Raw genomic sequence first — 23,235 nt, forward strand, 5'->3', positions numbered from 1 at the left:
TGTATTAATTATCTAAAACTAATAATCCTTCTTGGATTTTCTCAACCAAAAAATCAAAGCCATCAATATTAGATCTTTGATTTAGTTCTTCATTTAGTAATTGAAGTCCATCATCAATATGCATTTTAATATATTTAGGGAGGTCTTTATCTGTAATATGAATGCCATAATGTAAAGCAACCATACCTAAATAATAATCTAAATAATCACCAAAAAGCACCGCTTTAGAGTAATCTTTTCCACCTGAGTTTTGTATATCTTCTAACTTTAAAACTCTATCTTGAGACAGAGAATGTGCTAATGCAATTCTAGAAATTATATTTTCTGTCCCAAGATTAAGTCTACGTGTTAGTTTAGATACAACCTCTTTATTTTCTTTACTGGTTCTAATATGTGTAAACATCTTTTTCTTTTTTAAATTCTTTAAATAAATTATTTACACGAGTAGAGATGATCTCAGACCCATTTTCAGTATTATGTATTAAGAAGACCTTATTCAAATTAGGCTTTAAAAGCTCATACTCTGCTTCAGATAGCTCTTTTTCCAATAAAGGAAACAGTACTACTTGTTCTGAAATAGAAGGATAAAACTCCTTGATTATGTTTTTAGAGTGGTACTTATCAAACTTCTGTAAAGGGCTATCAATAAAAACAGGAAACTTAATTCCAGATTCATCAACAAGTGCTTTCAACAAGGCTGTTGCATAAAGCTGTTGCTCTCCCTTAGACAAAGAATCCTTATCTATTACCTGTCCTTTTTTGTCTAATAAGTCAATATCCATAACATCATCTATAATGTTAACTCTAACATTAGAAATGAAATCTTTTTTATGCATCAACTTCCTTAAACCTAAAGAAACAGATTTCTGTAAGGAATACTTTTTATCTTCCTTGATTCTTTTAATTAACTCATTAATCTTAACTAAAAGCTTCTGAGTAACATCATACTTCTTTTTATCCGTTTCAACTAAATTAAAGTTCTTCTCATATTCAGATCTCACTTTTTTATGTGAAGTTAGTTTCAATCTTAATCCCCCAACTTCCTCTAAAAGATTATTCTTTTCATTTAAAAAATCTTCAATTTTAGTATCAGCATTAGTCTTTTCATCTCTAAACTGTCTAGCTAAATGATTGTCTTTTCTGGCTTCTCCTTGCTTAATTTTTTTATTAGTTCTACTAAGTAAAGCTCGAGTAATTTTCTCTTCTTTAACAATAGCATTAAACTGACTTAAAAAAGTTGTTTTAATATTATTATAAATAGCTTCAAACTCTCTAAACGATTCTTCACTAAACTCAAGATAAACTTTGCCAACTTTAGATTTTGAGTCTTTTTTCTTGAACTTAGATTTTATTGAATTGCTTATAGCTTTTTCTATTTTATCTTTAATGGAAGGATCTAAACTTAATAAGTCTTGATTAGCCAGAATGCTTGTTGAAAAAGACTCTAATTCCTTCTTTAAAAGCTTTTCTGTTAAAGCACCATATAAATCATCATTCTCTAACACAAGTTGATTATACAACTTACCGAGATTTTTACCAGCTATTACAAGAGGTGTAAGGTCTAGTAATTTTCTTAATTCTTGCTTTATACTGACAGATTCTTCCTTTAAATTATCACGCTTAGACTTTAATTCTTTTAATTCTTCTAACGTTATAGAATTACCTTCACGAATCAATTTTTCTTGTAATGAATCACTTTCAGATTTTAAAATAACGAGATGCTTATCTATTTCATCTTGTTTATCTTGATTATGATTGATTAGCTTTTCTAATTCTTCTTCTTCAGATAGTAACTCTTTAAGCTTATATTCTTCAAGGTCTGAAACACCTCTTCTTCTAAGCTTTGTTAAAAGTGATTCTAAGTTGTTTTTAAGTTCTTCATATTTTTTTATACCTAAAACTTCAGAATATGCTTTACTTAAACTTCTTAATTCAGCTTTAGACTTTGCTTCCGCAAGTGACACTATTTTTTCAGCATCAAAAAAGAAGAACTTTGCAATCTCTCTAGGCAAGATAAAATCATTAATAAAAACCTCAAAACCTACATCTTTAGTCAACTCATTTTCATCTCCATCTATAAGAATTTGTAATGTTTCTTGCTGCGTTTTTAAACTATAAGTTCTTATAATATTTACAGTTCTACAAGGTATTGCAGGAATTAATAAATCTTGTAATTCAACCTCCACAGAAAAAGTAGTTTCTGATGATTCATCTTTACTGTCCTTATTCACTAAAGACAACAAGTAATTATCATAACCTCCTATATTTTTAATATCCTTTTTATACTTATCCTCAACTTGAGTCATTAGTTTTCCATAAAAACACCAAATTAAAGAGGTTAAAAATGTTGTTTTACCAAAACCATTTTTACCTGCAATAATACTTATGTTTTTATCTCCTTTAGCCGCAAGGTTCAATTCATTTTGTCCCTTATATATCCTAAAGTTATTTAGTTTTATTTTACTTATTTTCATAATTGATTTTCATTAACAAAAGACTCAATTCTATTTTCAACATCATTATGCAATCCATATTTAGAAATCATAAGAGTCTTTGTTTCTTGAAGTGTTATTAAATTATCTATTAAATGATAATATGAAGCATCTTCTTTACAAACCTCTTTTAAGATTCTTCGTTCTGTATCATCTAATGATTTGATATTATTAGTACTAATATCTTTATTATATATTTTCTTATAAATTTCACCAACAGTGAAATCAAATTCTAACTTTCTATTCCACATTACCTGAATAGCAATCAACTCTTGATTAGTAATTAATGTAATATGTGGTCTTTCTTTTTGTAGCTCTTTTTGAATCGTCAATAATTCTCTCAATAATCTAGATCTATATTCTGCTTTATAATATCCTTGATTATGACCATCCTCTGTTACTGCTTTTTGACCATTTATTCTTATTGGCATTCTATTTTCACTAATATTTCTATTTTCAACAAGGTTATTTCTAAACTCTAAAAGAGGTTGCATCCAATGTTGACCATTTTCAATTAAAGCTGTCATTGACTTATCTTGTTTTACAACAGTACAAGTCCAACATCCAAATCTACTTTGACCACATGAGGAATGCGTTTTATTTGTAACCACAGTTGGGCACTCATAATCATCTGCACTTGCATCTGAATATATCTGAAATAAAATGGAATTATCAAATCCCCAAGGTGATTTAACGGTATTAATTATATACCAAATTTCTTCTAAAAGAAGTTCTTTTATTGGGGCATAAACATAAGTATTTGCATTTGTATTATGCTTAGAAAGTCTTCTACCTTCAACTTCATGCTTACGCATAGATCTTTCTCTAGTAGCGCTTTCCTCATACCTTGTACCAAGTAGAACAATAGCTTCTCCTTTTTCATCAATTTGCTCTAAAAGAAAATTAGACGTTGGTTTAATTTTAAGCTTATCTGTACACCATCTAAAAGTATTATTAGGCACAGGATAACCTTTTCCAATTACATTAATCCAAAAGGATTCTTCTAATTTAGGAACTGTTTTTTTTACTATAATAGGAATTCCTTGGTCTCTAGCTCCTTCTTCAACTTTTACTAACACGTCATCAATGTAACTTGATATAATTGGATTCTCAACCATCGTATCATTACACACAACATAAACTGGTCTTTTTAATTGATATGGAAACGGCAAAGTTTCTTTTATTCTTTGTAATGCAATCCACACTAAAGTAAGCAACACAGTTGAATCTTTACCTCCACTAAACCCTATAATCCATGGTCTATCTGATTTATCAGCGTATGTATATTGATCAATAATCTCTGAAATTATCGTCTCTACTTTTCTACTTTTTATTTTTATCATAATATTTTATAATCTTTCAAAATTAATCATATTAACTATCTTAGCCAACCTGCAGGATTTTTATTATTAATTTAATTATTAACATGTATTTTTACATTAAAATTTAAGTTCAATGTCTCAAAATTTAAAATGGCTTTCAAGTAAGGACGCTCAAAAAATAGCCAAAATTAAGAGCTGTGATTTAATGCACTATAGAGTTCAAGGAAAACTTGAATTCGAAAAAAGAGGTAATGCTTATTTTTACACAAAAGAAAGTATAAAAAAAATTAAACCCAAATCTAAATAGACCTGGGTTTAATAATTTAATTAAATTTCCACAAATAACCTCCACTACTTTTCCGCTCACCTCTGCAAACTTTAGCTATACAAGATTTATTAATTCTTGTTTGTTTAGATGCTTCAGATACAGATTCAAATTCATTTATGAATTCACCTTGTATATTATATTGGTGAACTTTCTTTTTCCTTTTATCTTCTAAAGGAATAAATCTTTCGACATAATCATAAGTCCAATAGAAGCCTTTAGAGGCTTTATTTACACTTAAACACACTTTTGACAAGTTTTGCTTATTTAAGCCAATTGTAGCACTTGCATCTGTTAAATTAGAGTACTTATTAACTAATACTCCTCTTAATATATCATATTGATAGACAGTTTTTTGAATTCCACCTCCACTATCAGAATTATACCCTTGTTCTTTTGAATTATATTCTAAAATATATTCTTTCTCTTTTTTAGCTAATTCATTTGTTGTGATTGCTGTATCAATCTCCTCCCATTTAAAGGCATCAGCTCCGTAAGTTGCTATTGCATTTTGAAACGTATAGCTTTTTCCTTTTTTAGACTTTTTAAAATGGTCTTTTTGTCTACATTCAACAGACTTTTTTGTTGCACCAACATATACATATCCGTTTTGGGTATTTTCTGCCTTGTATATTATAAAACTATTATTTTGATTCTCCATTGTCTCTTTCATTTTCATTTTTAATATTAAGAGCGTAAACCCCTTTGCTTTCTTTCGTAATCTTACCTTCTTTTTCTAATTTGCCCAAACTTTTATATAAAGTATCTTTCGACATAGTCTTTGTACTATTTTCAACAAACTGCTTCATCATTTCGTTTGCAGTTACACTATAACTACCCTGACTACCCTGACTTGTACCTTTTATTATATAATTATATAGCAAATTAGTGTTGGTAGAATCCTTTCGTCCATCATTTTTGTAGAAGTCTTTGTACAACTTAAATTTATTACATTTTACCCCAGTTTCTTCTATCCAACCATTTTCTTTAACCTCATAAAGTGTTGCTAGAGTAGTATCAATAGCAAACTCTTTATTATTTAAAGGACACATATACTTTCCTCCCATAGGAATATTTGCAAAACCAAAGGCAAATTGAAATGATTGTAAAATAACCCTACTACCAGCAACATTATTTTGGTCAATTGGCTTATCATTTCCTTTTACATTGTGATGTATTACAATTACTGTCTTATCAAAACAAGTTACATATTTCTTGAAATTTTTAATAAAATTTACACAATTAGCACTTTTTTCAATCTCACCCGAAAACATATGTGTTAGACTATCAATAAATATTACATCAGGATTTGCTTCTGCTATATAATCATGTAAATATTCCCAATCATTTTCATTATTTAAAAACTCTGGAAAATCTTTAGGAACAGTCATATAGTTTTCTTTATACAAATCTAATTCTGCAACTGATAATTCATTTAATTGCTTTGTATTTCTTCTTCCTCTAATCTTCCAGCTCTCTTCCATATTTACAAACAAAACTTTCCTAGGTACTCCATTCATTTTTTTTCCAAAATATTCAGTTCTACCAACAGAAATTGATATTGCTAAATTTTCCGCAAAGGTTGTTTTACCTGTTTTTGCAACTCCACACATTAAACCAAATGTACCTTCAGAAATACCTTCCCATAAAACCTTTACTTCTGGTTCATTTTTTAAATCTTGAATTTGATCAAACCCCTTCTCAATTTTAATTTTTCTTTTCTCTTTCTCCATTAAATCTTTCTTCATATTTCAAAAATTTTAATACTAACTATATATATTTTTAAGTCAGTACAGTCAGACTAGTTTGGTACTCAAACTAACCCTACACCCTGCAACAAGGTGCTATTTATATTTTTTATAAATGATGAGGATGCAACATACAAAAAAACCATACTCTATTTGACTAGCGTATGGTTTGATATAATATGATAAAAGACAGATTTTCAGTTATTGTCTTAGAGTTTTTTTTATTTTTTGTGTAGTTTTTTTATTTTTTTGAAGTCTTAATCAACGGTATCTCACCATCAGTCGCAATGTACAACTTTTTTTACGAACAAACAAGTAAAAACTAAATTATTTTCCATTAATGTGTTAAAAAAATAAAGAGTTTTATTTTTTTAACAATTTTGCTGAGGATAATTCAATAACTATCCTCAACAAACTTATAATGAATCCATAACCTTTTCAGAAGATTTTAGTTTAAAGAGTTAAAATCAGTCTCAAAACATATAACAATTAGTAATATGGAAAATACAATATAAAACCTCTATCTTTTATTTATATCTGGAATGTAAAAATGAAATGCAAAAAAAGCTTTTCCTCTTATAATAAAAACAGTTTTCAAATCCCTTGTAACTTTTACCAACTCTACAAATACTACTTGATGCTTTCTTAAAAAAGAAATATCTTCTTTTAAAACAACCTCAAAAGGACATTTTAAACACTCTAATTCATTTTCTCTATTAACTACATAAATTTCAAAAGGAGAAATATATTTTAAAAATTCTGCTAATTCTTTATCATTCATTTCATCAGTTTAGAATTACACTTTATTAGTAAAAAAGCTATATAATTATATGGTTAAAGAAATTATTTTGTCCATTATCTCTATAAAAACCTAGCATTTGGATAAACTCATACACACTGACATTTCTTTCTAAATTAGTATCAATGTAAGATGACTTGTTTGCCTCCGTAAACAAATTATATACTTGCCAAAGGTTTATCATCTTATTACTTGCTCTTTTAAAATTCTTATCTGTAAAATAATTTTTAGTTATTATACCTATTTGAGAATCTGTAAGCTGTAAAGGAAATTTAGTTTTTCTTTCCTCTTTACTTAAAAAATGATACATCCTCATTTTACCTAATAAATGAGCAAACTCTTGTTCACTTAACTGAAACTTACTCATTCTCTCCATAACACCTAAATGCGCTTCTTGGTTATAACCCTGTATTAAATTAAGTACACCCTCCTTTAATTCAGTAATACTACTTACTCTTATTTCTGATTGCAATCCATCAGTAGCGATGCACAAATTTGTACATACTGTATTTTTAAAACCAATAAAAACCTTAAATTTCTCAATTGATTTTTTAGAAAATAAATTTTCTTGATTGTATGCTCTAACCCCTCCAATTGTAAGATTTAATATTTGATCATTAACTACTACTTGCTTGTTTGGTATTTCCATCATAAAAGCCATTCGTTCATAATAAATAGTTTTTTCGTGCGCTAACAACTCCTTAACAGGTTTACCAATTGCACTAGGTATTCTACCTTTTATTTGATGTGATGCTCTTATTGAGGGCGTTATTACATTAATATCAGAATAGACAGACTCAACTACTTCTTTGACTGAGTTTATAAATCCATAATGGGAAATAGTAACTTCATTATCTTTTGCAAAAACAGGGACAATACATTTATTCTGAATATGTTCAAAACTTACTTCTATTGTATTTGCTCCTATAAAATTACTTTCTGACTTTTGAACAACTTGAGATACTTCTTGTATCATTTCTATTGGGTTATAATTAGCTACGAGTTCCATTTTCTGATATTTTGTTATTATGAATAATTTCTTTTCTTTCTACTACCATAGATTTTACTGATTCAATCTCTTGCTTACGATTTAAGATAGTATCGTGCAACTCTTTCTTGAGTGGTAAATATTTTTGATATAAATGCCTTAAGCCTTTAACTGTTGTACATTCTGCTATTTCCTTTTTAGCATCTGCAATAGACACACCTTGATTACACCAATCAATTAACATTCTACCAACTCCTTTTGTAATTAAAATCTCTGGCTTATCCATAAACAAACCTGTTCTATCTTTAGTTGCCTTAGCCATATGGTTTTCATTAATAATTTCAAAATCAACGGTCAATTCATAAGAAAATCCTTCTCTGGTAATATCCTTTAAACCGTGCTTTACAACCCTTGTCTTGCCACTTGAATCTCTATCCATTGAGTAGTCCATTTTCTTTCTAACAGTAGTTATAACGTGACAATTAGACTGTAAAATGGCATCTATAAAAGCTTGATGTCTTGGAGTTAATTTCGCCCAGTCTTGGAAACGTCCACCTAATTGCTCGTGTATCTGTAAACAACCTCCTTTACCATTCCATTCGTGCGTAATGCTATCAATAATGATTACATCCATTTGATTTTCTTCACAAAGCTTAATAGCTTCAATATATCGTTCTGGGCTATAAGGCTGATTTAAAGAAACCACATTAAAATCTCCTAAATGACTGTAAAGTGAGGCACTATTGTTTTCTGTATCGACAACAGCTATTTTAGTCCAATCTTCTGTAATTCCATAAGCAAGTAATAACGCTGAATAGCTCTTGCCAAATCCTGATGCTCCAGACAAACCTAATCTTAATTTTACTTGATGTCTTTGTGCTTTTTGTAATTGCATAATTTTAAATATTATTGTTTATAATTTATTTTGTAAGTGTATCTCACTAAAAAAAAGACATAAAAAAAGAGCTTACATTTCTGTAAACTCTCTAATTATATCTAAACTAAAAAATTAGCTATAACACTAATTCTTTTTCTACAACATTGCTTTTAACAACGTTATCTTCCTCACTTACATATTCATAGCTATGTGTAAGCGTAACCATTTCTCCTGTTTCTGGTATTGCATACTCATATGCTTCTACCTCAACTTTTTGAATACTTCCTGGGAAATCTGAACCTAATAAACTTTCACACATTTCTTCTTCAAATGTACAACTGACATTAACTTTACGTGCTGTAAAATAAGTTTTTCCTGTTTCTTTACTTTTCACAGCTTCAATTCCTCCTTGCACAATTAATGCACAAAACTCTGACCCGTCTTTTCTTTCAAAGGTCTTAAATCCTACAATTTTTACCATAGTTTCTTAAATTTTAAGATATACATTTAAACTTGGAGACTACCTCCAAAACTAAAGAAGCGTGTGACCCCTGAAGTGAAGTGCAGGGGTGGTAACCCCAAACGAAACGGAAGAGGGGGTGATGTATTGGGTTAGCTTGCTCTTTTGATAAAAAAAGTTTTGAAAAATTTTGAAAAAATTATTTTTTTTACCCTATAATTTTTGCAATAACATAGACCCCACCTATTGTTAGAACTATATTTAAATACCAAGGAATACTTGACAATACTTCACCAACTCCATTTAAAGCTCCAAAAAATATCATTAAAACAAAGAGTAATCCAAATAAAAAAATATCGACTTAACCCAAGAATAACTTTTTTCATCTTCTACCTTTCTTTGTCTCTCTTTTTTTTCTTCTTCAAAATATTGATTATAATGATCTACATTATTGTTTTTATGAATAGTCTCTTTATAAACTTCTGTTTCCTCTAATATTATAGGTGCATCATCTTTTAATGAAGAAGTTGCAACTGTAGACCTAATCGCATCAGCATTAACTTTTGCAAATGCGGGTGTAATGAATGTTCTATTCATAACCATTGCTTTCTCAGGTAAACCAAGTTTTGATTGAGAATATCTACCTATTTCTTCTCCAAGAGAACCATCAGCATTAATCTTTCTATCTTGTTCTTGTCCTTCATACATAGGTGTTTCAGAGAACACTCTGTAAGGCACTAATGCTCCAGCTTCAATAAGTTTGATTTGTGTAGCAACCATTTTTTCTAAACGAGCTTCAGTTCCTGCTTTAAACCATAACGTGTTAGACTCTTGGTATTCATTAAGAGTTTCTAAGTTCATTACAAATTCTGTTGTAACAATAACTGCTGTAAACCTATTGTTCTTTTCCCATACTAATTGTCCCTCTTTTTCAATTCTTGTAATCTTAATCATCTTTTTATATTTTTACACCTAGATTAATAAGCTATTGATTCTCCTGATATTTTTACATCAAAAAAACCAATTCCTTGTTGCTCATTATTTTATTAAATAAAAAAATACTTGACTACTTTTACTATCCGACAAAATTTAATTCACCTTCTTTTTAACAACTAATAAAAGTCAAGAATAAAAAATTTATGAAAGCATTATTTTTTTTCTAGCTGTTTAATCAATCGGTTTCCTTTAACTTTAAAAATATCTGCTACTTCATTTATTCCTGCCAATTGGTCTGCCAACAATTTATTTTTAAAATCTAAAGCTCTAACACGTATATAATCCCATTCTTTTGGATTTTCAAACTTATTTAGTTTTATGTTAGATAAATAGTAACTATAATAACAACTACCTCCACACTCTCTACGAATTCTAAAATCAATTGTTCCATCTAAATTAAAATCGTAAAAATCAATTATAAATTCTTGTAGCCCAACCTCATCTTCTATAGATTTAAAGTCATTTATCAATATCCCTTTTAAATATATTTTTAAAGATTTAATACCTCCTAAATATCCTAAATTAGGAGAATAACTTAATTTATCTGTCCACTCTATTTTATATTCAAACTTATCAACTTTAAAAGTGGTATTTTTAGTTACTTCTTTTGTTAATAAATCAGCATCTTTTAGAGGCTTTAGTTGTGCGTTACTTATTGTTGTTATTAAAATTACTATTGATAATAGGTGCTTTTTCATTTTTCTTGACTTATACAAAATCTTTTACTTAACTTAATCAATCTTATTTTGATTTATCTTTTCCTTGTTAAATAACTTAATACCTAATCTATTAAGAATCCAAAATTACATTAAAAACAACCTTATTTAATCTTTTATAAAAGGAGTTAAAATATCTGTTATATCTATTTCATATTCCCATTTTGGCAACAAATTGGATAGTTTTTTCTTATCATTTAAACTTATAGGGTTACCATATAAAGCTAAACTTTCTAATTGCTTTAAATTTTCTAAAGGCATCACATTCTCTACCTGATTATCCATAAATGACAGTGATTCTAAATTTGTTAACTCGCTAAATGCATCAATATTTTTTAATTGATTTCGTGATATATGAAGAGTTATTAAATTTGTTAAATTTCTCAAAATAAAAATATCTTGTATTTTATTATCGTCTAATAATAGGTATTCTAAGTTGATTAATTTTTTTAATGGGGTTATATCTTCAATATTGTTTTCACTTAATGATAAATATTCTAAATTAATTAATTCACTTAAAAAATCAATATTCTGAATATTATTCTCACTTAAGGATAAATGCCCTAAACATTGTATTTTTTTCAGAAGCTCAAAATTAATATTTTCATTATTCTTTAACAATAAGGTCTTAAGGTTTTTAAGAGATACAAGAGGGCTAATATCTACTATTTTGTTATTATCTAAATTTAACCACTCTAAATGGGTAAAACAATTAAGAAATTTTAGATTTTCTATATTTAAATTAGATAAATTTAAACTTTCTACTTTAACCAATTCATCAATTTTACCCCTACAAGGAACCTCAACAACTCCATTAACATCTATAAAATTTATTATATTCTTTTCCAAATGTAATCCTCTCATCTCAAATTCATCAAAATTGTGACTTGGTATATTTATAAAAAAGTTTAACCTTTTTTTCAAATCATCCTCTAAATCATTCCACCAATCAATATTTAGTACGCCCTCGTTACTCGCTATTGGTATATTAACATCTTTTTTAACAGAAAAAGTTGAAGCTATTTCATCAATAACCTTCTTTATATTGAATTCATCATTATTAATAGATTTAATTAATAGAGAATATCCTTCTGAATCAATACTTAATACTTTCTTTTTATTAACATCTATTTCATTTGTAATTACATAATGATGAATTTTCTCCCCAATACCTTCTACAAAAAATAAAATTGAATAAATTGAGTTTAAATCTTTATTTCCATCATAAATTTTTAACTCAATCATTTTTAAATCACTATTGATTGTATATAGTTTTTCCTCTAGATCAATAACCCCTCCACTATATTGTATTTCCACCATACCATCACCTCTAGAGGTCATAGTAGATTCTATTCTTCTTTCTTTATAAAGATATGGAGAGAATAATCCAGAAGACACTACAGGAAATGAATCATAAGAATAAATTGTTTTTAATATATCGACATCTTTAAATGCTTGAACAACTGCCATATTTAAGGATTTTGAAAAAACAAAAGAATAGAAATAACTATACATTTCTTTAGTAGTTATTCTTGAGGCAACTTCTTTTTTATGAATCTTTTTTTTCTTTACGGCATTTTCATTAATAGAATTAGTTATTTTTTTTTCTTTAATCTGCTCTTTTACCCAAAAGTAAATTATAATAAGGGTTATAAAAATTATTGTGAATTTCATTTTTTTTTAATTATTATTAGTTGGTTATTTTTATAAATGGTTTAGAGAATGAAAAATAAAGCTAGCACAGTAAAAAACAAAAATACAGTGGTACAACCTCCTTTTTGTTTTACAAAACCTTCTTTTAAAGCTTGATATTCTGGATTAAAAAAGTGCTTAATATTTACATTCTGGATTAGATCAATCCATTCGAGATAACTTAAATCATCTTCAATTTTATGTGATTCATTTGTTAGTATTAATTTAAGACCAATCATCGTCTCTATTTTATAATACACAGAACCATCATTTAAACGATTAAGTTCAAAAAAATCAACTGCTCTATTTCCATTTATTTTAGATTGTCTTAGAACAAAGGATATTTGGTTTGTATCGCTATACCCTTTTGCTGGGTTATACTCTCCCATTACAGAGAAAAACGCATTTTTATAATTAGGAAATCTTTCTTCTAGTTTCATTTTTTTTTAGTAAATATACATACAAAAACGCATATATGCGTCTATTAATTATTGCAGGTTTATTGACTTTTACTATGTGATAAAAGTTAAGAATATTGAATTTATGAGGGCTTTTGGTTTAAACCTAAAGAGACTCCGCAATAATTGTAATCTTTCACAAGAAGATTTAGCAAATGATTGCGATATATCAATATCACAAATAGGTAGAATTGAAAGAGGAGAGATAAATACAACTATTTCAACTTTGTTTGTATTAGCTAAAGCATTGAATATTGAAGTCAAAGATTTGTTTGATTTTAAATAAATATATTTGAATAGAAAGAAATTTCTTTTTTCTTTTTCATAGCAATTTACTCCACCTCTCTTAGAAGTGGAGTTTTTATTTTAATAAAGCCTATTAATTTCATCACTGACTTTCTTTTGTACAATTTTACCATAATGAGATTGCGTTACATTCATATTAGAATGACCCAATAATTCTGATACAATTTCCATAGGTACATTGTTAAATAATAATACTGTTGTCGCAAAAGTTTTTCTTGCAGTATGATGAGTTAATTTTTTATGAATACCAACTAACTCTGAAATCTCTTTTAAATATGAATTAAACTTTTGGTTACTTAAAGTTGGCAACTTGTTATCATACATATCTAAAATCTCTCTTGCTTTTGGTAAAATTGGAATGGATATTTTCCTATTCGTTTTTTTACGTATCATCTGAATCCATTCTTTACCATCAAAACCAATTTCTATATTTTTAGTTGTCAAAGTTGACATTTCTGTATAAGCTAAACCTGTGTAACAACAGAATATAAACATATCTTTTACTTGCTGTAATCTCACTTGACTAAAATTGTGTTTCTCTAACTTCTTTAACTCTACATCTGTCAAATAAATAATAACAGTTTTATGTTTCTTATTTTTATATAGATGAAATGGATCTTTCTTCAAATAGTTCTCTGAAATTGCAAACTGAATAATTTTCTTTACTCGCTGGATACTCCTATATACAGTAGCTTGTTTTAAATTTAATTCTGTTTTAAAGAAATATTCCAAATCTTGAATAAACTTCAGATCTAAATCCTTTAGCTTAACATCCTTTCTTTTATAGAACTTAGTAATAAATAACGCTACTTTCCTTCTACTTTCCACATATCTACTCCAAGATAATTTATTAAAATCTATTCCTATTAGTTTTTTAGTCTTGTCATTATGTAAATCATAAGCTCCTAAAATGGTAATTTCTTCTTTAGAATCTTCTCCTTTATATTTCCTATAAATATCATCTACATCAAAGTCATTTGGGAGGATTTGGAGCATTAAAAAAGCCTTATCTATCTGTTGATGAATAAGGCTTAATTTGTTGTTTAAAATGATGTTTTCTTTGTTTTGAGGCAAAGCTTTCTGCTTACCACTATCCCAATAATCTGGATTTATAAAAATACCTGTAGAGAATTCTTTTCTACTTTTTAAAAATGTAATTCTACACTTTATAGGACATTGCCCTTTCTTATTTATTTTAATTTTTTGTAAAACAAATAATATATTTAGTTTGAAGTTATTCATAGTTTTAATTTTTTTAAAAGTGGGTACCTTTTCTAAAAAGTAGGTACCTAAAAGTTACCCTTTAATTAAAGGTTTAGTTTATTCTGAAGTTAATATTGAAAATGATCCAAAGTATCTCTAAACCCTTACAAAACCTATAGAAAACAAAAAACCTTCACATTTCTGTGAAGGTTTAAGTGAGCCCTGAAGGATTCGAACCTTCGACCGCCTCCTTAGAAGGGAGGTGCTCTATCCAGCTGAGCTAAGAGCCCGTAGTTTTTAAGTTGCTACGACAACTTGGTCGGGGTGGCAGGATTCGAACCTGCGACCTCCTCGTCCCAAACGAGGCGCGATGACCGGGCTACGCTACACCCCGAACTAAATTAAATTTGCGGAGAGACAGGGACTCGAACCCTGGCGACAGTCACCCGTCGACAGATTAGCAATCTGCTCCATTACCACTCTGGCACCTCTCCTAAAATTTAGAACTTATTCGCACTTCTTTAAAATTGCGAGTGCAAATGTACTACTCAAAAAACAATTAAACAAATACTTTCTGTCTTTTTTTTATATTTTTTTTATTCGGGGTATTCAACTCTTAAATGGTAAATGTTCATTAACTTTTTCTTGATTACTTTTTTAATGACTTTAATCTCTCTAAAAGTAATATCAGAATTTAAAAATTGATTATCTGCCATCTGTTTATCAATAATTTTATCTATTAAATCACTGATTGTTTGCGCTGTAGGAACTTTTATACTTTTTGATGCTGCTTCTGCCGAATCGCACATCATTAAAATAGCAGTTTCTTTAGAAAACGGAATTGGCCCTTGATATTGAAATTCTTTGATATCTACCTTGGTATCTGGATTTAATTCTTGCTCTTTTTTATAAAAGTAATATGTAGAACTCGTACCATGATGTGTTCTAATAAAATCTATAATCCTATCTGGTAAATTATATTTTTTAGCTAATTCTACCCCTTTTATAACATGATCTGTAATAATTTTAGAACTATCTCTTGGTGATAAATCATTATGAGGATTTACTCCCGTAGATTGATTTTCTACAAAATACATTGGATTTAACATTTTACCAATATCATGATACAAAGCACCTGTTCTTACTAACATTGAGTTTGCTCCTATTTCATTTGCTGCTGCTTCGGCTAAATTAGCAACTTGCATAGAATGTTGAAACGTACCTGGAGCTTTTTCATTTAACTCTCTTAACAACTTTGTATTTGTGTTTGATAGTTCTAATAGTGTAACATCAGAAACCAACCCAAAAACTTTCTCAAAAATATAAATTAATATTAATGATAAAAATGACAGTAATCCATTGGCTGCAAAAAGCATAAAATAATCCCAATTTATTTGCGATGCATTTCCTTCTTTAATAATAGAAAATGCAAAATAAGTAATCATATAAATAACAGTAATTTGTGCTACCGAAATAAACAAGTTAGCTCTCTTATACAATTCTGAAACTGTTAATATCGTTACAATACCAGCAATAATGTGTAAATAAATAAACTCGAAACTGTTTGGTACAATGTACCCTAAAAGCAACACTGTTAAAACGTGCGCAAATAACCCTAAACGAGCATCGAAAAAAGCTTTTAAAATTATAGGCAATACACTTAAAGGAACAACATATAAGTACTCTGGATTGTATTTTATAACCAAGGTTTGTATAAAAATCATGGCAAATACATTAAAAAATATGAAGGTTACTTTTGTGTTATTCTCAAAAATTTCTATTCTATTTTTATGTAAAAACAATAGCAACATCAACAGTGCTAAAGAAACCAAAATTGTGTATCCAAAAACAATCCAATGATAATTAGAATCAGACCAAACTTTAGAATTAAATTCACTTTTTAAAGAATTTAAGATGGCTAATTTTCGTCCTTCTACAATATCTCCTTTTAAAATAATAAGCTCATCTGCAGATACTTTTCCTCTGGTGTAAGAAATATGACTAATATCGTTTTCTATTATTTTACTGGTGTATTGATTATTATAAGAAACATTGGGCTTTATGATGCTTGCTAAAATATTTAACATTTGCTTTTGCCCAAAAGAATAAGGTTCTTTGCCTAATCTAATATGAATAATTTCTAAAACATTTTTAGACGTAAGTAAGTTTTTAAACAAAACATCTTTTACTTCATTGTCTTTTATAATTGCTACAATTTCATCTTTTTTTAATACTCTAACTTCACTTACAACTTCTAAAAAACCAATACTATAAACATCTTGAATAACTTTTTCTCCTATTTTTTTTAATTCGTTAATTTCAACTCTCGAAATAGAATCTGTTGGTTTTATAAGATTAACTCTACTACTAAATGTTTTTTTTACATCAGAAAAAATACTTGTATCATATGTAAAGTATTTTTTTGCATTTGTTTCAATGTCTTTTTTTTCTTGACTAATTTCTTCTGCCGTTTTTTGAATTGCAAAATCAAAAGGTGCGTATAAATTTTCATACTTCCATAACTGACCGTTGTTAAAATCGTATTTAAATTGCCCACCTTTAGGAAACAAATACACAATAGCTACAGTAGTAATTAAAAATAAAAACACCTTATATATAAAGGTATTATTTCTGTAGATTCTATTTATTATTTCACTCATTGTTATTTCTCTTATTACAACAAACTTACAGTAAAATTATGAAGCTTAAAAATTACATCTCTATTAAGATTTCAATTTGATTTTATTTGGTTATTTTAGCCATATATTTTCGAATTGAAAAATACAAAGCAGAACGTATGAAAGAAGTTGTAATAGTATCAGTAGCAAGAACGCCAATTGGTAGTTTTATGGGAAGTTTATCTTCAATTCCCGCTCCTATTTTAGGCGCAACTGCAATAAAAGGCGCTTTATCTAAAATTAACTTACAAGCTAATTTAATTGATGAAGTTTTTATGGGTAATGTAGTTTCTGCTGGTTTAGGTCAAGCTCCTGCAAGACAAGCCGCAATCAATGCAGGCATTCCTAATACTGTGCCTTGTACAACTGTAAATAAAGTTTGTGCTTCTGGTATGAAAGCTATTATGTTAGCCGCTCAAACTATTGCTTTAGGCGATGCTGATGTTGTTGTTGCTGGCGGGATGGAAAACATGAGTTCAATTCCACATTATCAACATGCAAGAAAAGGTTCTAAATTTGGACCAATAACCATGGAAGATGGTATGCAAAAAGATGGTTTGGTAGATGCTTATGATAATGTTGCGATGGGAGTTTGTGCAGATGAATGTGCAACAGAATATGGTTTTTCTAGAGAAGAGCAAGATGCATTTGCAATAGAATCTTACAATAGATCTGCAAAAGCTTGGAGCGAAGGTAAATTTTCTGATGAAATAGTACCCGTTTCTATACCTCAAAGAAGAGGAGAACCAATTATTTTTTCTGAAGATGAAGAATATAAAAATGTAAAAATAGATAAAATTCCGGCTTTAAGAGCGGCGTTTACAAAAAACGGAACCGTAACTGCTGCAAATGCATCAACCATAAATGACGGCGGTGCTGCTTTAATATTAATGTCTGCTGATAAAGCTAAAGAATTAAATATAAATCCGATTGCAAAAATAGTAAGTTATGCAGATGCTGCACACGAACCTAACTGGTTTACAACTGCACCTGCACAAGCATTACCTAAAGCTTTGGCAAAAGCAAATATGTCTTTGGCTGATGTTGATTATTTTGAACTAAATGAAGCTTTTTCTATTGTTGGTTTAGCCAATATGAAAATTTTAAATATTACTAATGATAAAGTAAACGTAAATGGTGGTGCAGTTTCTTTAGGACATCCTTTAGGAGTTTCTGGAGCAAGAATTGTAATTGCTTTAACATCTATTTTAAAACAAAATAATGCTAAAATTGGTGCCGCAGCAATTTGTAATGGTGGTGGTGGTGCAAGTGCAATGATTATTGAAAAAATTTAAAATAGCATACAATTGATCTTCGGTATTTGTAATCTTAGTATAGTTCCCTTAAGAACAGAAGCTTCAGATAAGTCAGAAATGACTAGTCAAATGCTATTTGGCGAACAATTTACCATCCTAGAAAAAGGTAAATATTTTAGTAAAGTTAAAATGTTTTTTGATGATTACGAAGGATATGTAGATAACAAACAATATGAAGAAATAACTGAAGATTTTTTCTACAAGTTATCAGAACAAAAAAATTTTATTCAGGAGAAATTATCGATTTCATATCTAGTTCTACCAACGATTTAATTACAATTCCTTTAGGTGCTAGATTACCAAATTTAATTAATAATAAGTTTATAATAAATTCTAAAAGCTATACATACGATGGTGCTGTTTTTAGCGGAAAACTTTCTAAAAATGAAATTATTAAAAATGCTTTTACTTTTTTAAATGCACCATATTTATACGGAGGAAAAACTCCTTTTGGTATTGACTGTTCTGGTTTTACGCAAATGGTTTATAAACTTTGTGGTTACAAACTATTTAGAGATGCTAAACAACAAGCTAAACAAGGTGAAGTATTAAGTTTTATTGAAGAAAGTGAACCAGGTGATTTGGCCTTTTTTGATAATGAAGAAGGTGAAATTATACATGTAGGCATCATTTTAAATGATTATCATATAATACACACACATGGCAAAGTTAGAATTGACACTTTAGATCATAGTGGAATTTTTAATGCCGATTTGCATAAACACACACACAAGCTTAGAGTTATTAAAAAATTGATATAAAAAAAACCGAAACTTTAAAGTTTCGGTTTTTTTTATATCAATTGAGAATATTATTGACCTCTCATTTTCTTATAAATTGGTCTTAAAGCATCTGCTTTATCATTCATTCTTAAAATATCATAAATATTTAAAATAGATCTTACAGTTTCTTCAGATCTATTAAGTTCATCTGCTTTTTCTAAATATGGTAAAGCTCTTCTAAATAACGCTTTTTGTTTAAGCTCTAACTCATCATATTTTTTAATATTTGATAAGTTCTTATTCATTTCAGCAACAATTTCTTGTTCTCCTGATAAAATTGCTACAGCTAAATTCATATAAGCATCTGCATAATCTGGTTTTAATTCAATTGCTTTTTTATAATATCCAATAGCTTCTTCTGTATGTTTCTCGTTAGCGTTTACAACACCTAAGTTAAAAAACAAAGTAGGGTTTGTTGGGTCTAACTCAATAGCTTCTTGCATTAAAGCACCAAATTTATCCATTTGCTCTAATTTAATATATAATTGAGCTTCATTTAATAAAAGATCTAAATCTTTTGGATTTGATTTTCTAGCTTCTTTGATAGCAACAATTGCCTCGTCTGTTTTACCTTGATTTATATAAATATAGCTAATATTCTTAATAATTTCTCCTCGCTTAGATTCTGAAGTTTTATCAGTTGGGTTACTATATTTACCAAACTTTATCATGGCATCTCTATTAGCTTTAGAACCTAAATTTTCTACTTCTGAAGTAGCTTTGTTAGTAGCTAAATATTGTGTTGTAATACCAGTATAACCAACTTCTTGTAATTCTTTATAATAACCTAAAGCAGCATCATATTCTTTAGCTAATGAAGCACTTATCGCTGCATTATATAAAAATGATGTATCTGCAGGACTTAACTTATACGTTAAATAAAAATTTTTTGCAGCATTTTTAAAATCTTTATCTTCATTATAAAACTTAACTGCTTTGGTAGAAACAAATTGAATTAAATCATTTAATTTTGGTTGTGCTTGTTTAGTATATTTCTGCTTCCCTGTTTCTTTTTCGTAATCAAATAATTGGTTATACGCTTCTGCTGCTTTCTTTACATTAGATTTTCCAAAAGCTTGCCCTTTAAGATAATAATACTTAGCTTTATATTTAGCATCCATCGAAGCTTCTGTACCTTCTAAAGAAAGAACAATTTCTTTAGCTGTTTTAAAATCACTTTTTTTAAGTGCCTTTTCAGCAGCCTTTAGTTCGTTTTTCTGTGCAAATGCTCCAATGGTCATCAATCCAAGAGAAAGTGCTATAATTTGTTTTTTCATTTTAATGAGTGTTTAATTTAATTTATTTTTATTCTTGATTTTCATTTGTATCATTTTCAATTTCCGTGCCATTTTCGTTTTCAGCAGCAACATCCTCGTCTTCAACTTCTTCTTCATGTACCACTTTTGCAACAGCAGCAATGCTATCATCTGCTTTAATCTTAATTAAACGAACACCTTGTGTAGCACGTCCCATAACACGTAAATCTTCTACTGCCATTCTAATAGTAAGACCAGATTTATTAATAATCATTAAATCGTTAGAATCATCTACATTTTTAATAGCTACTAAACCACCCGTTTTATCAGAAATATTTAAAGTTTTAACTCCTTTACCTCCTCTATTTGTAACTCTGTAGTCTTCTAATTTAGAACGTTTTCCATATCCTTTTTCAGAAACAACTAAGATGTTACTTTCCATATCGTTTACAGCAACCATACCAATTACCTCGTCATTTTCATGTTGTAATGTAATTCCTCTTACTCCAGAAGCAGTTCTACCCATTGGACGAGTTTTTGCTTCTTCGAAACGAATTGATTTACCAGATTTTAATGCTAACATTACTTGACTGTCTCCAGTTGTTAGTTTAGCTTCTAATAATTCATCTCCTTCTTTAATGGTAATTGCATTAATTCCGTTTGTTCTTGGACGAGAATATTGCTCTAAAGAAGTCTTTTTAACTTGACCTTTTTTAGTTGCCATTATTACATAATGACTATTAATATAATCTTCGTCTTTTAAGTCTTGTGTTACTAAGAATGCTTTTACTTTATCATCTTGTTCTATATTGATAAGGTTTTGCATTGCTCTACCTTTGGTGTTTTTACCTCCTTCAGGAATTTCATAAACACGCATCCAGAATACTTTTCCTTTTTGTGTAAAGAACATCATATACTGGTGGTTTGTACCTACAAATAAATGCTCTAAGAAATCTTCATTTCTAGTTGTTGCACCTTTTTGACCTCTACCTCCTCTATTTTGAACTTTATACTCTTCAAGATTTGTACGCTTTAAGTAACCAGCATTAGAAATGGTAACCACAACTTTAGTATCAGGAATCATATCTTCAATACGCATATCACCACCAGCATATTCTATAACAGATCTACGCTCATCACCATACTTGTCTTTAATAAGTTGTAATTCGTCTTTTATAATTTGGTAACGTCTAGGCTCATTAGCAAGAATATCTTTTAAGTCTGCAATTGTTAACATGATTTCTTCAAATTCTGCTCTTAACTTATCTTGCTCTAAACCTGTTAATTGACGCAAACGCATTTCTACAATTGCTTTTGCTTGAATTTCTGTTAATTCAAAACGCTCAATTAAAGCTTCTCTTGCTTCATCTGCATTAGAAGAAGCTCTAATAATTTTTATTACTTCATCGATATTATCAGAAGCAATTATTAATCCTTCTAAAATATGAGCTCTTGCTTCTGCTTTCTTTAATTCGAATTCTGTTCTACGAACAATTACTTCGTGTCTGTGTTCTACAAAATAATGAATAAGTTGCTTTAAGTTTAATTGTTCTGGTCTACCATTTACTAGCGCAATATTATTTACACTAAAAGAAGATTGTAATTGTGTATATTTAAATAATTTATTTAAAACGATATTTGGTATTGCATCTCTTTTTAATACATATACAATTCGCATACCATTTCTATCAGATTCATCTCTAATATTAGCAATACCTTCTAATTTTTTATCATTTACAAGTTCGGCAGTTTTTTTAATCATTTCTGCTTTATTAACTTGATAAGGTATTTCTGTAACAATAATACACTCACGACCTTTAACCTCTTCAATAACCGCTTTGGCACGCATTACAATACGCCCACGACCAGTATGAAAAGCTTCTCTAACACCATCATAACCATAAATTATACCTCCTGTAGGGAAATCTGGCGCAGTAACATGCTGCATTAATTCATCAACCTCAATATCTCTATTTTCAATGTAAGCAATAGTACCATTAATTACTTCTGTTAAGTTATGAGGTGCCATATTTGTGGCCATACCTACAGCAATACCAGAAGCACCGTTTACTAATAAATTAGGAATACGAGTTGGTAAAACAGTTGGTTCTTGTAAAGTATCATCAAAATTTAAACGGTGGTCTACAGTGTCTTTTTCAATATCAGCTAACATATCTTCTGATATTTTTTGCATTCTAACCTCTGTATAACGCATTGCTGCTGGAGAATCGCCATCTATAGAACCAAAGTTCCCTTGACCATCAACCATCAAATAACGCACACTCCAAGGTTGTGCCATTCTAACCATAGAATCATAAACAGAAGTATCTCCATGTGGGTGAAACTTACCTAAAACCTCACCAACAACTCTTGCTGATTTCTTATATGATCCAGTTGCTTTAATTCCTAACTCATGCATACCAAATAACACTCTTCTGTGCACTGGTTTTAAACCATCTCTTACATCTGGTAATGCCCTTGAAACTATTACTGACATTGAGTAATCAATGTACGCAGCTTTCATCTGATCTTCAATGTTAATAGGAATCAACTTTTCTCCCTCTGCCATATATATTTTATTAATATTTATTCAAATTTTTAAAACAAGGCAAGATACTAATTTCTACAGTATTTACAAACGGTTTAACCTCTGTAATTAAGCAGAGTTATCAACATTTTTTTATAATATTTAACACCTTATTATTTGCTTGATTTCCAATAGTTTTCTATATTGTTCTAACGTAGTCAAACTGTCAGTTTTATAGTATTGGCATATTTTTTGTAATTATTTATAAAAAAAAGGACTAAATTTACATCAATA

The 23,235-nt window shown here is 28.9% G+C and carries 19 protein-coding genes, 3 tRNA genes and 1 pseudogene; 3 read left to right on the top strand and 20 right to left on the bottom strand.

The window, feature by feature from the left end:
* Window positions 1–4 precede the first annotated feature (4 nt).
* The 13 genes from BLT70_RS10770 to BLT70_RS10830 form a co-directional block, all read right to left on the bottom strand.
* Window positions 5–403: a DndE family protein gene (locus BLT70_RS10770; RefSeq protein ID WP_091894298.1), complete on the bottom strand. Its 399-nt coding sequence runs from the start codon at window positions 401–403 to the stop codon at window positions 5–7.
* Entirely contained in the window at window positions 387–2,474 is a 2,088-nt protein-coding gene (locus tag BLT70_RS10775) for an AAA family ATPase (protein ID WP_091894300.1), read from the bottom strand. The genes BLT70_RS10770 and BLT70_RS10775 overlap by 17 nt, the downstream gene beginning before the upstream one ends.
* Window positions 2,471–3,835, bottom strand: a complete 1,365-nt coding sequence (dndC, locus tag BLT70_RS10780) for a DNA phosphorothioation system sulfurtransferase DndC (RefSeq protein ID WP_172824410.1) — start codon at window positions 3,833–3,835, stop codon at window positions 2,471–2,473. Before dndC ends, BLT70_RS10775 begins: the two co-directional genes overlap by 4 nt.
* Window positions 3,836–4,137: 302 nt before the next feature.
* Window positions 4,138–4,818 (bottom strand): NUMOD1 domain-containing DNA-binding protein, encoded by a 681-nt coding sequence (locus BLT70_RS10785; RefSeq protein ID WP_091894302.1) that lies wholly within the window; start codon window positions 4,816–4,818, stop codon window positions 4,138–4,140.
* Window positions 4,784–5,887 carry an AAA family ATPase gene (locus BLT70_RS10790; protein WP_091894304.1) on the bottom strand — a complete coding sequence of 368 codons (1,104 nt, stop codon included), beginning with the start codon at window positions 5,885–5,887 and terminating at the stop codon, window positions 4,784–4,786. Before BLT70_RS10790 ends, BLT70_RS10785 begins: the two co-directional genes overlap by 35 nt.
* A 520-nt stretch (window positions 5,888–6,407) precedes the next feature.
* Window positions 6,408–6,668 (bottom strand): hypothetical protein, encoded by a 261-nt coding sequence (locus BLT70_RS10795; RefSeq protein WP_091894306.1) that lies wholly within the window; start codon window positions 6,666–6,668, stop codon window positions 6,408–6,410.
* 37 nt (window positions 6,669–6,705) lie between these two features.
* Window positions 6,706–7,695, bottom strand: coding sequence for a DUF3871 family protein (locus BLT70_RS10800; RefSeq protein ID WP_091894308.1), 990 nt, complete (start codon window positions 7,693–7,695; stop codon window positions 6,706–6,708).
* The gene (locus BLT70_RS10805) at window positions 7,679–8,569 is read right to left on the bottom strand and encodes an AAA family ATPase (RefSeq protein ID WP_091894310.1); all 891 of its coding nucleotides are present in this window, start codon (window positions 8,567–8,569) and stop codon (window positions 7,679–7,681) included. The genes BLT70_RS10800 and BLT70_RS10805 overlap by 17 nt, the downstream gene beginning before the upstream one ends.
* 118 nt (window positions 8,570–8,687) lie before the next feature.
* On the bottom strand, window positions 8,688–9,032 hold the full coding sequence (locus BLT70_RS10810; RefSeq protein WP_091894312.1) for a hypothetical protein: 345 nt from the start codon (window positions 9,030–9,032) through the stop codon (window positions 8,688–8,690).
* Between the two features lie 303 nt (window positions 9,033–9,335).
* Window positions 9,336–9,965 carry a hypothetical protein gene (locus BLT70_RS10815; protein WP_091894314.1) on the bottom strand — a complete coding sequence of 210 codons (630 nt, stop codon included), beginning with the start codon at window positions 9,963–9,965 and terminating at the stop codon, window positions 9,336–9,338.
* Between the two features lie 194 nt (window positions 9,966–10,159).
* On the bottom strand, window positions 10,160–10,705 hold the full coding sequence (locus BLT70_RS10820; RefSeq protein WP_091894316.1) for a hypothetical protein: 546 nt from the start codon (window positions 10,703–10,705) through the stop codon (window positions 10,160–10,162).
* 126 nt (window positions 10,706–10,831) lie between these two features.
* A complete protein-coding gene (locus BLT70_RS10825; RefSeq protein WP_157691890.1) occupies window positions 10,832–12,193 on the bottom strand; it encodes a leucine-rich repeat domain-containing protein in 1,362 nt (453 codons plus the stop codon).
* 245 nt (window positions 12,194–12,438) lie between these two features.
* Entirely contained in the window at window positions 12,439–12,855 is a 417-nt protein-coding gene (locus tag BLT70_RS10830) for a hypothetical protein (protein WP_091894320.1), read from the bottom strand.
* 103 nt (window positions 12,856–12,958) lie between these two features.
* On the opposite strand from BLT70_RS10830, the gene BLT70_RS10835 reads away from it, so the two are divergent.
* Window positions 12,959–13,159, top strand: a complete 201-nt coding sequence (locus BLT70_RS10835; RefSeq protein ID WP_091894322.1) for a helix-turn-helix domain-containing protein — start codon at window positions 12,959–12,961, stop codon at window positions 13,157–13,159.
* Between the two features lie 80 nt (window positions 13,160–13,239).
* Here the strand turns inward: BLT70_RS10835 and BLT70_RS10840 are convergent, their stop codons facing one another.
* From BLT70_RS10840 to BLT70_RS10860, 5 genes are all read right to left on the bottom strand, one after another.
* Complete coding sequence (locus tag BLT70_RS10840; RefSeq protein ID WP_091894324.1) at window positions 13,240–14,421, bottom strand: site-specific integrase; 1,182 nt, start codon at window positions 14,419–14,421, stop codon at window positions 13,240–13,242.
* A gap of 177 nt (window positions 14,422–14,598) precedes the next feature.
* Window positions 14,599–14,672 (bottom strand) — tRNA-Arg (locus BLT70_RS10845).
* A gap of 26 nt (window positions 14,673–14,698) precedes the next feature.
* A tRNA-Pro gene (locus BLT70_RS10850) sits at window positions 14,699–14,776 on the bottom strand.
* 16 nt (window positions 14,777–14,792) lie between these two features.
* Window positions 14,793–14,876, bottom strand: a tRNA-Ser gene (locus BLT70_RS10855).
* A gap of 102 nt (window positions 14,877–14,978) precedes the next feature.
* Window positions 14,979–17,042 (bottom strand): HD family phosphohydrolase, encoded by a 2,064-nt coding sequence (locus tag BLT70_RS10860; RefSeq protein ID WP_091894326.1) that lies wholly within the window; start codon window positions 17,040–17,042, stop codon window positions 14,979–14,981.
* 137 nt (window positions 17,043–17,179) lie between these two features.
* On the opposite strand from BLT70_RS10860, the gene BLT70_RS10865 reads away from it, so the two are divergent.
* Entirely contained in the window at window positions 17,180–18,355 is a 1,176-nt protein-coding gene (locus tag BLT70_RS10865) for an acetyl-CoA C-acyltransferase (protein ID WP_091897626.1), read from the top strand.
* Window positions 18,356–18,370: 15 nt separating this feature from the next.
* A pseudogene (locus tag BLT70_RS10870) lies at window positions 18,371–19,137 on the top strand (NlpC/P60 family protein).
* 50 nt (window positions 19,138–19,187) lie between these two features.
* On the opposite strand, the gene BLT70_RS10875 reads toward BLT70_RS10870, so the two are convergent.
* Together BLT70_RS10875 and gyrA are read right to left on the bottom strand one after the other, a co-directional pair.
* Entirely contained in the window at window positions 19,188–20,435 is a 1,248-nt protein-coding gene (locus BLT70_RS10875; RefSeq protein WP_091894328.1) for a tetratricopeptide repeat protein, read from the bottom strand.
* A 28-nt stretch (window positions 20,436–20,463) separates the two neighbouring features.
* On the bottom strand, window positions 20,464–22,983 hold the full coding sequence (gene gyrA / locus BLT70_RS10880; RefSeq protein WP_091894330.1) for a DNA gyrase subunit A: 2,520 nt from the start codon (window positions 22,981–22,983) through the stop codon (window positions 20,464–20,466).
* Between the last annotated feature and the right edge of the window lie 252 nt (window positions 22,984–23,235).

The sequence above is a fragment of the Polaribacter sp. KT25b genome (genome assembly GCF_900105145.1).
Taxonomy (GTDB): Bacteria; Bacteroidota; Bacteroidia; order Flavobacteriales; family Flavobacteriaceae; genus Polaribacter.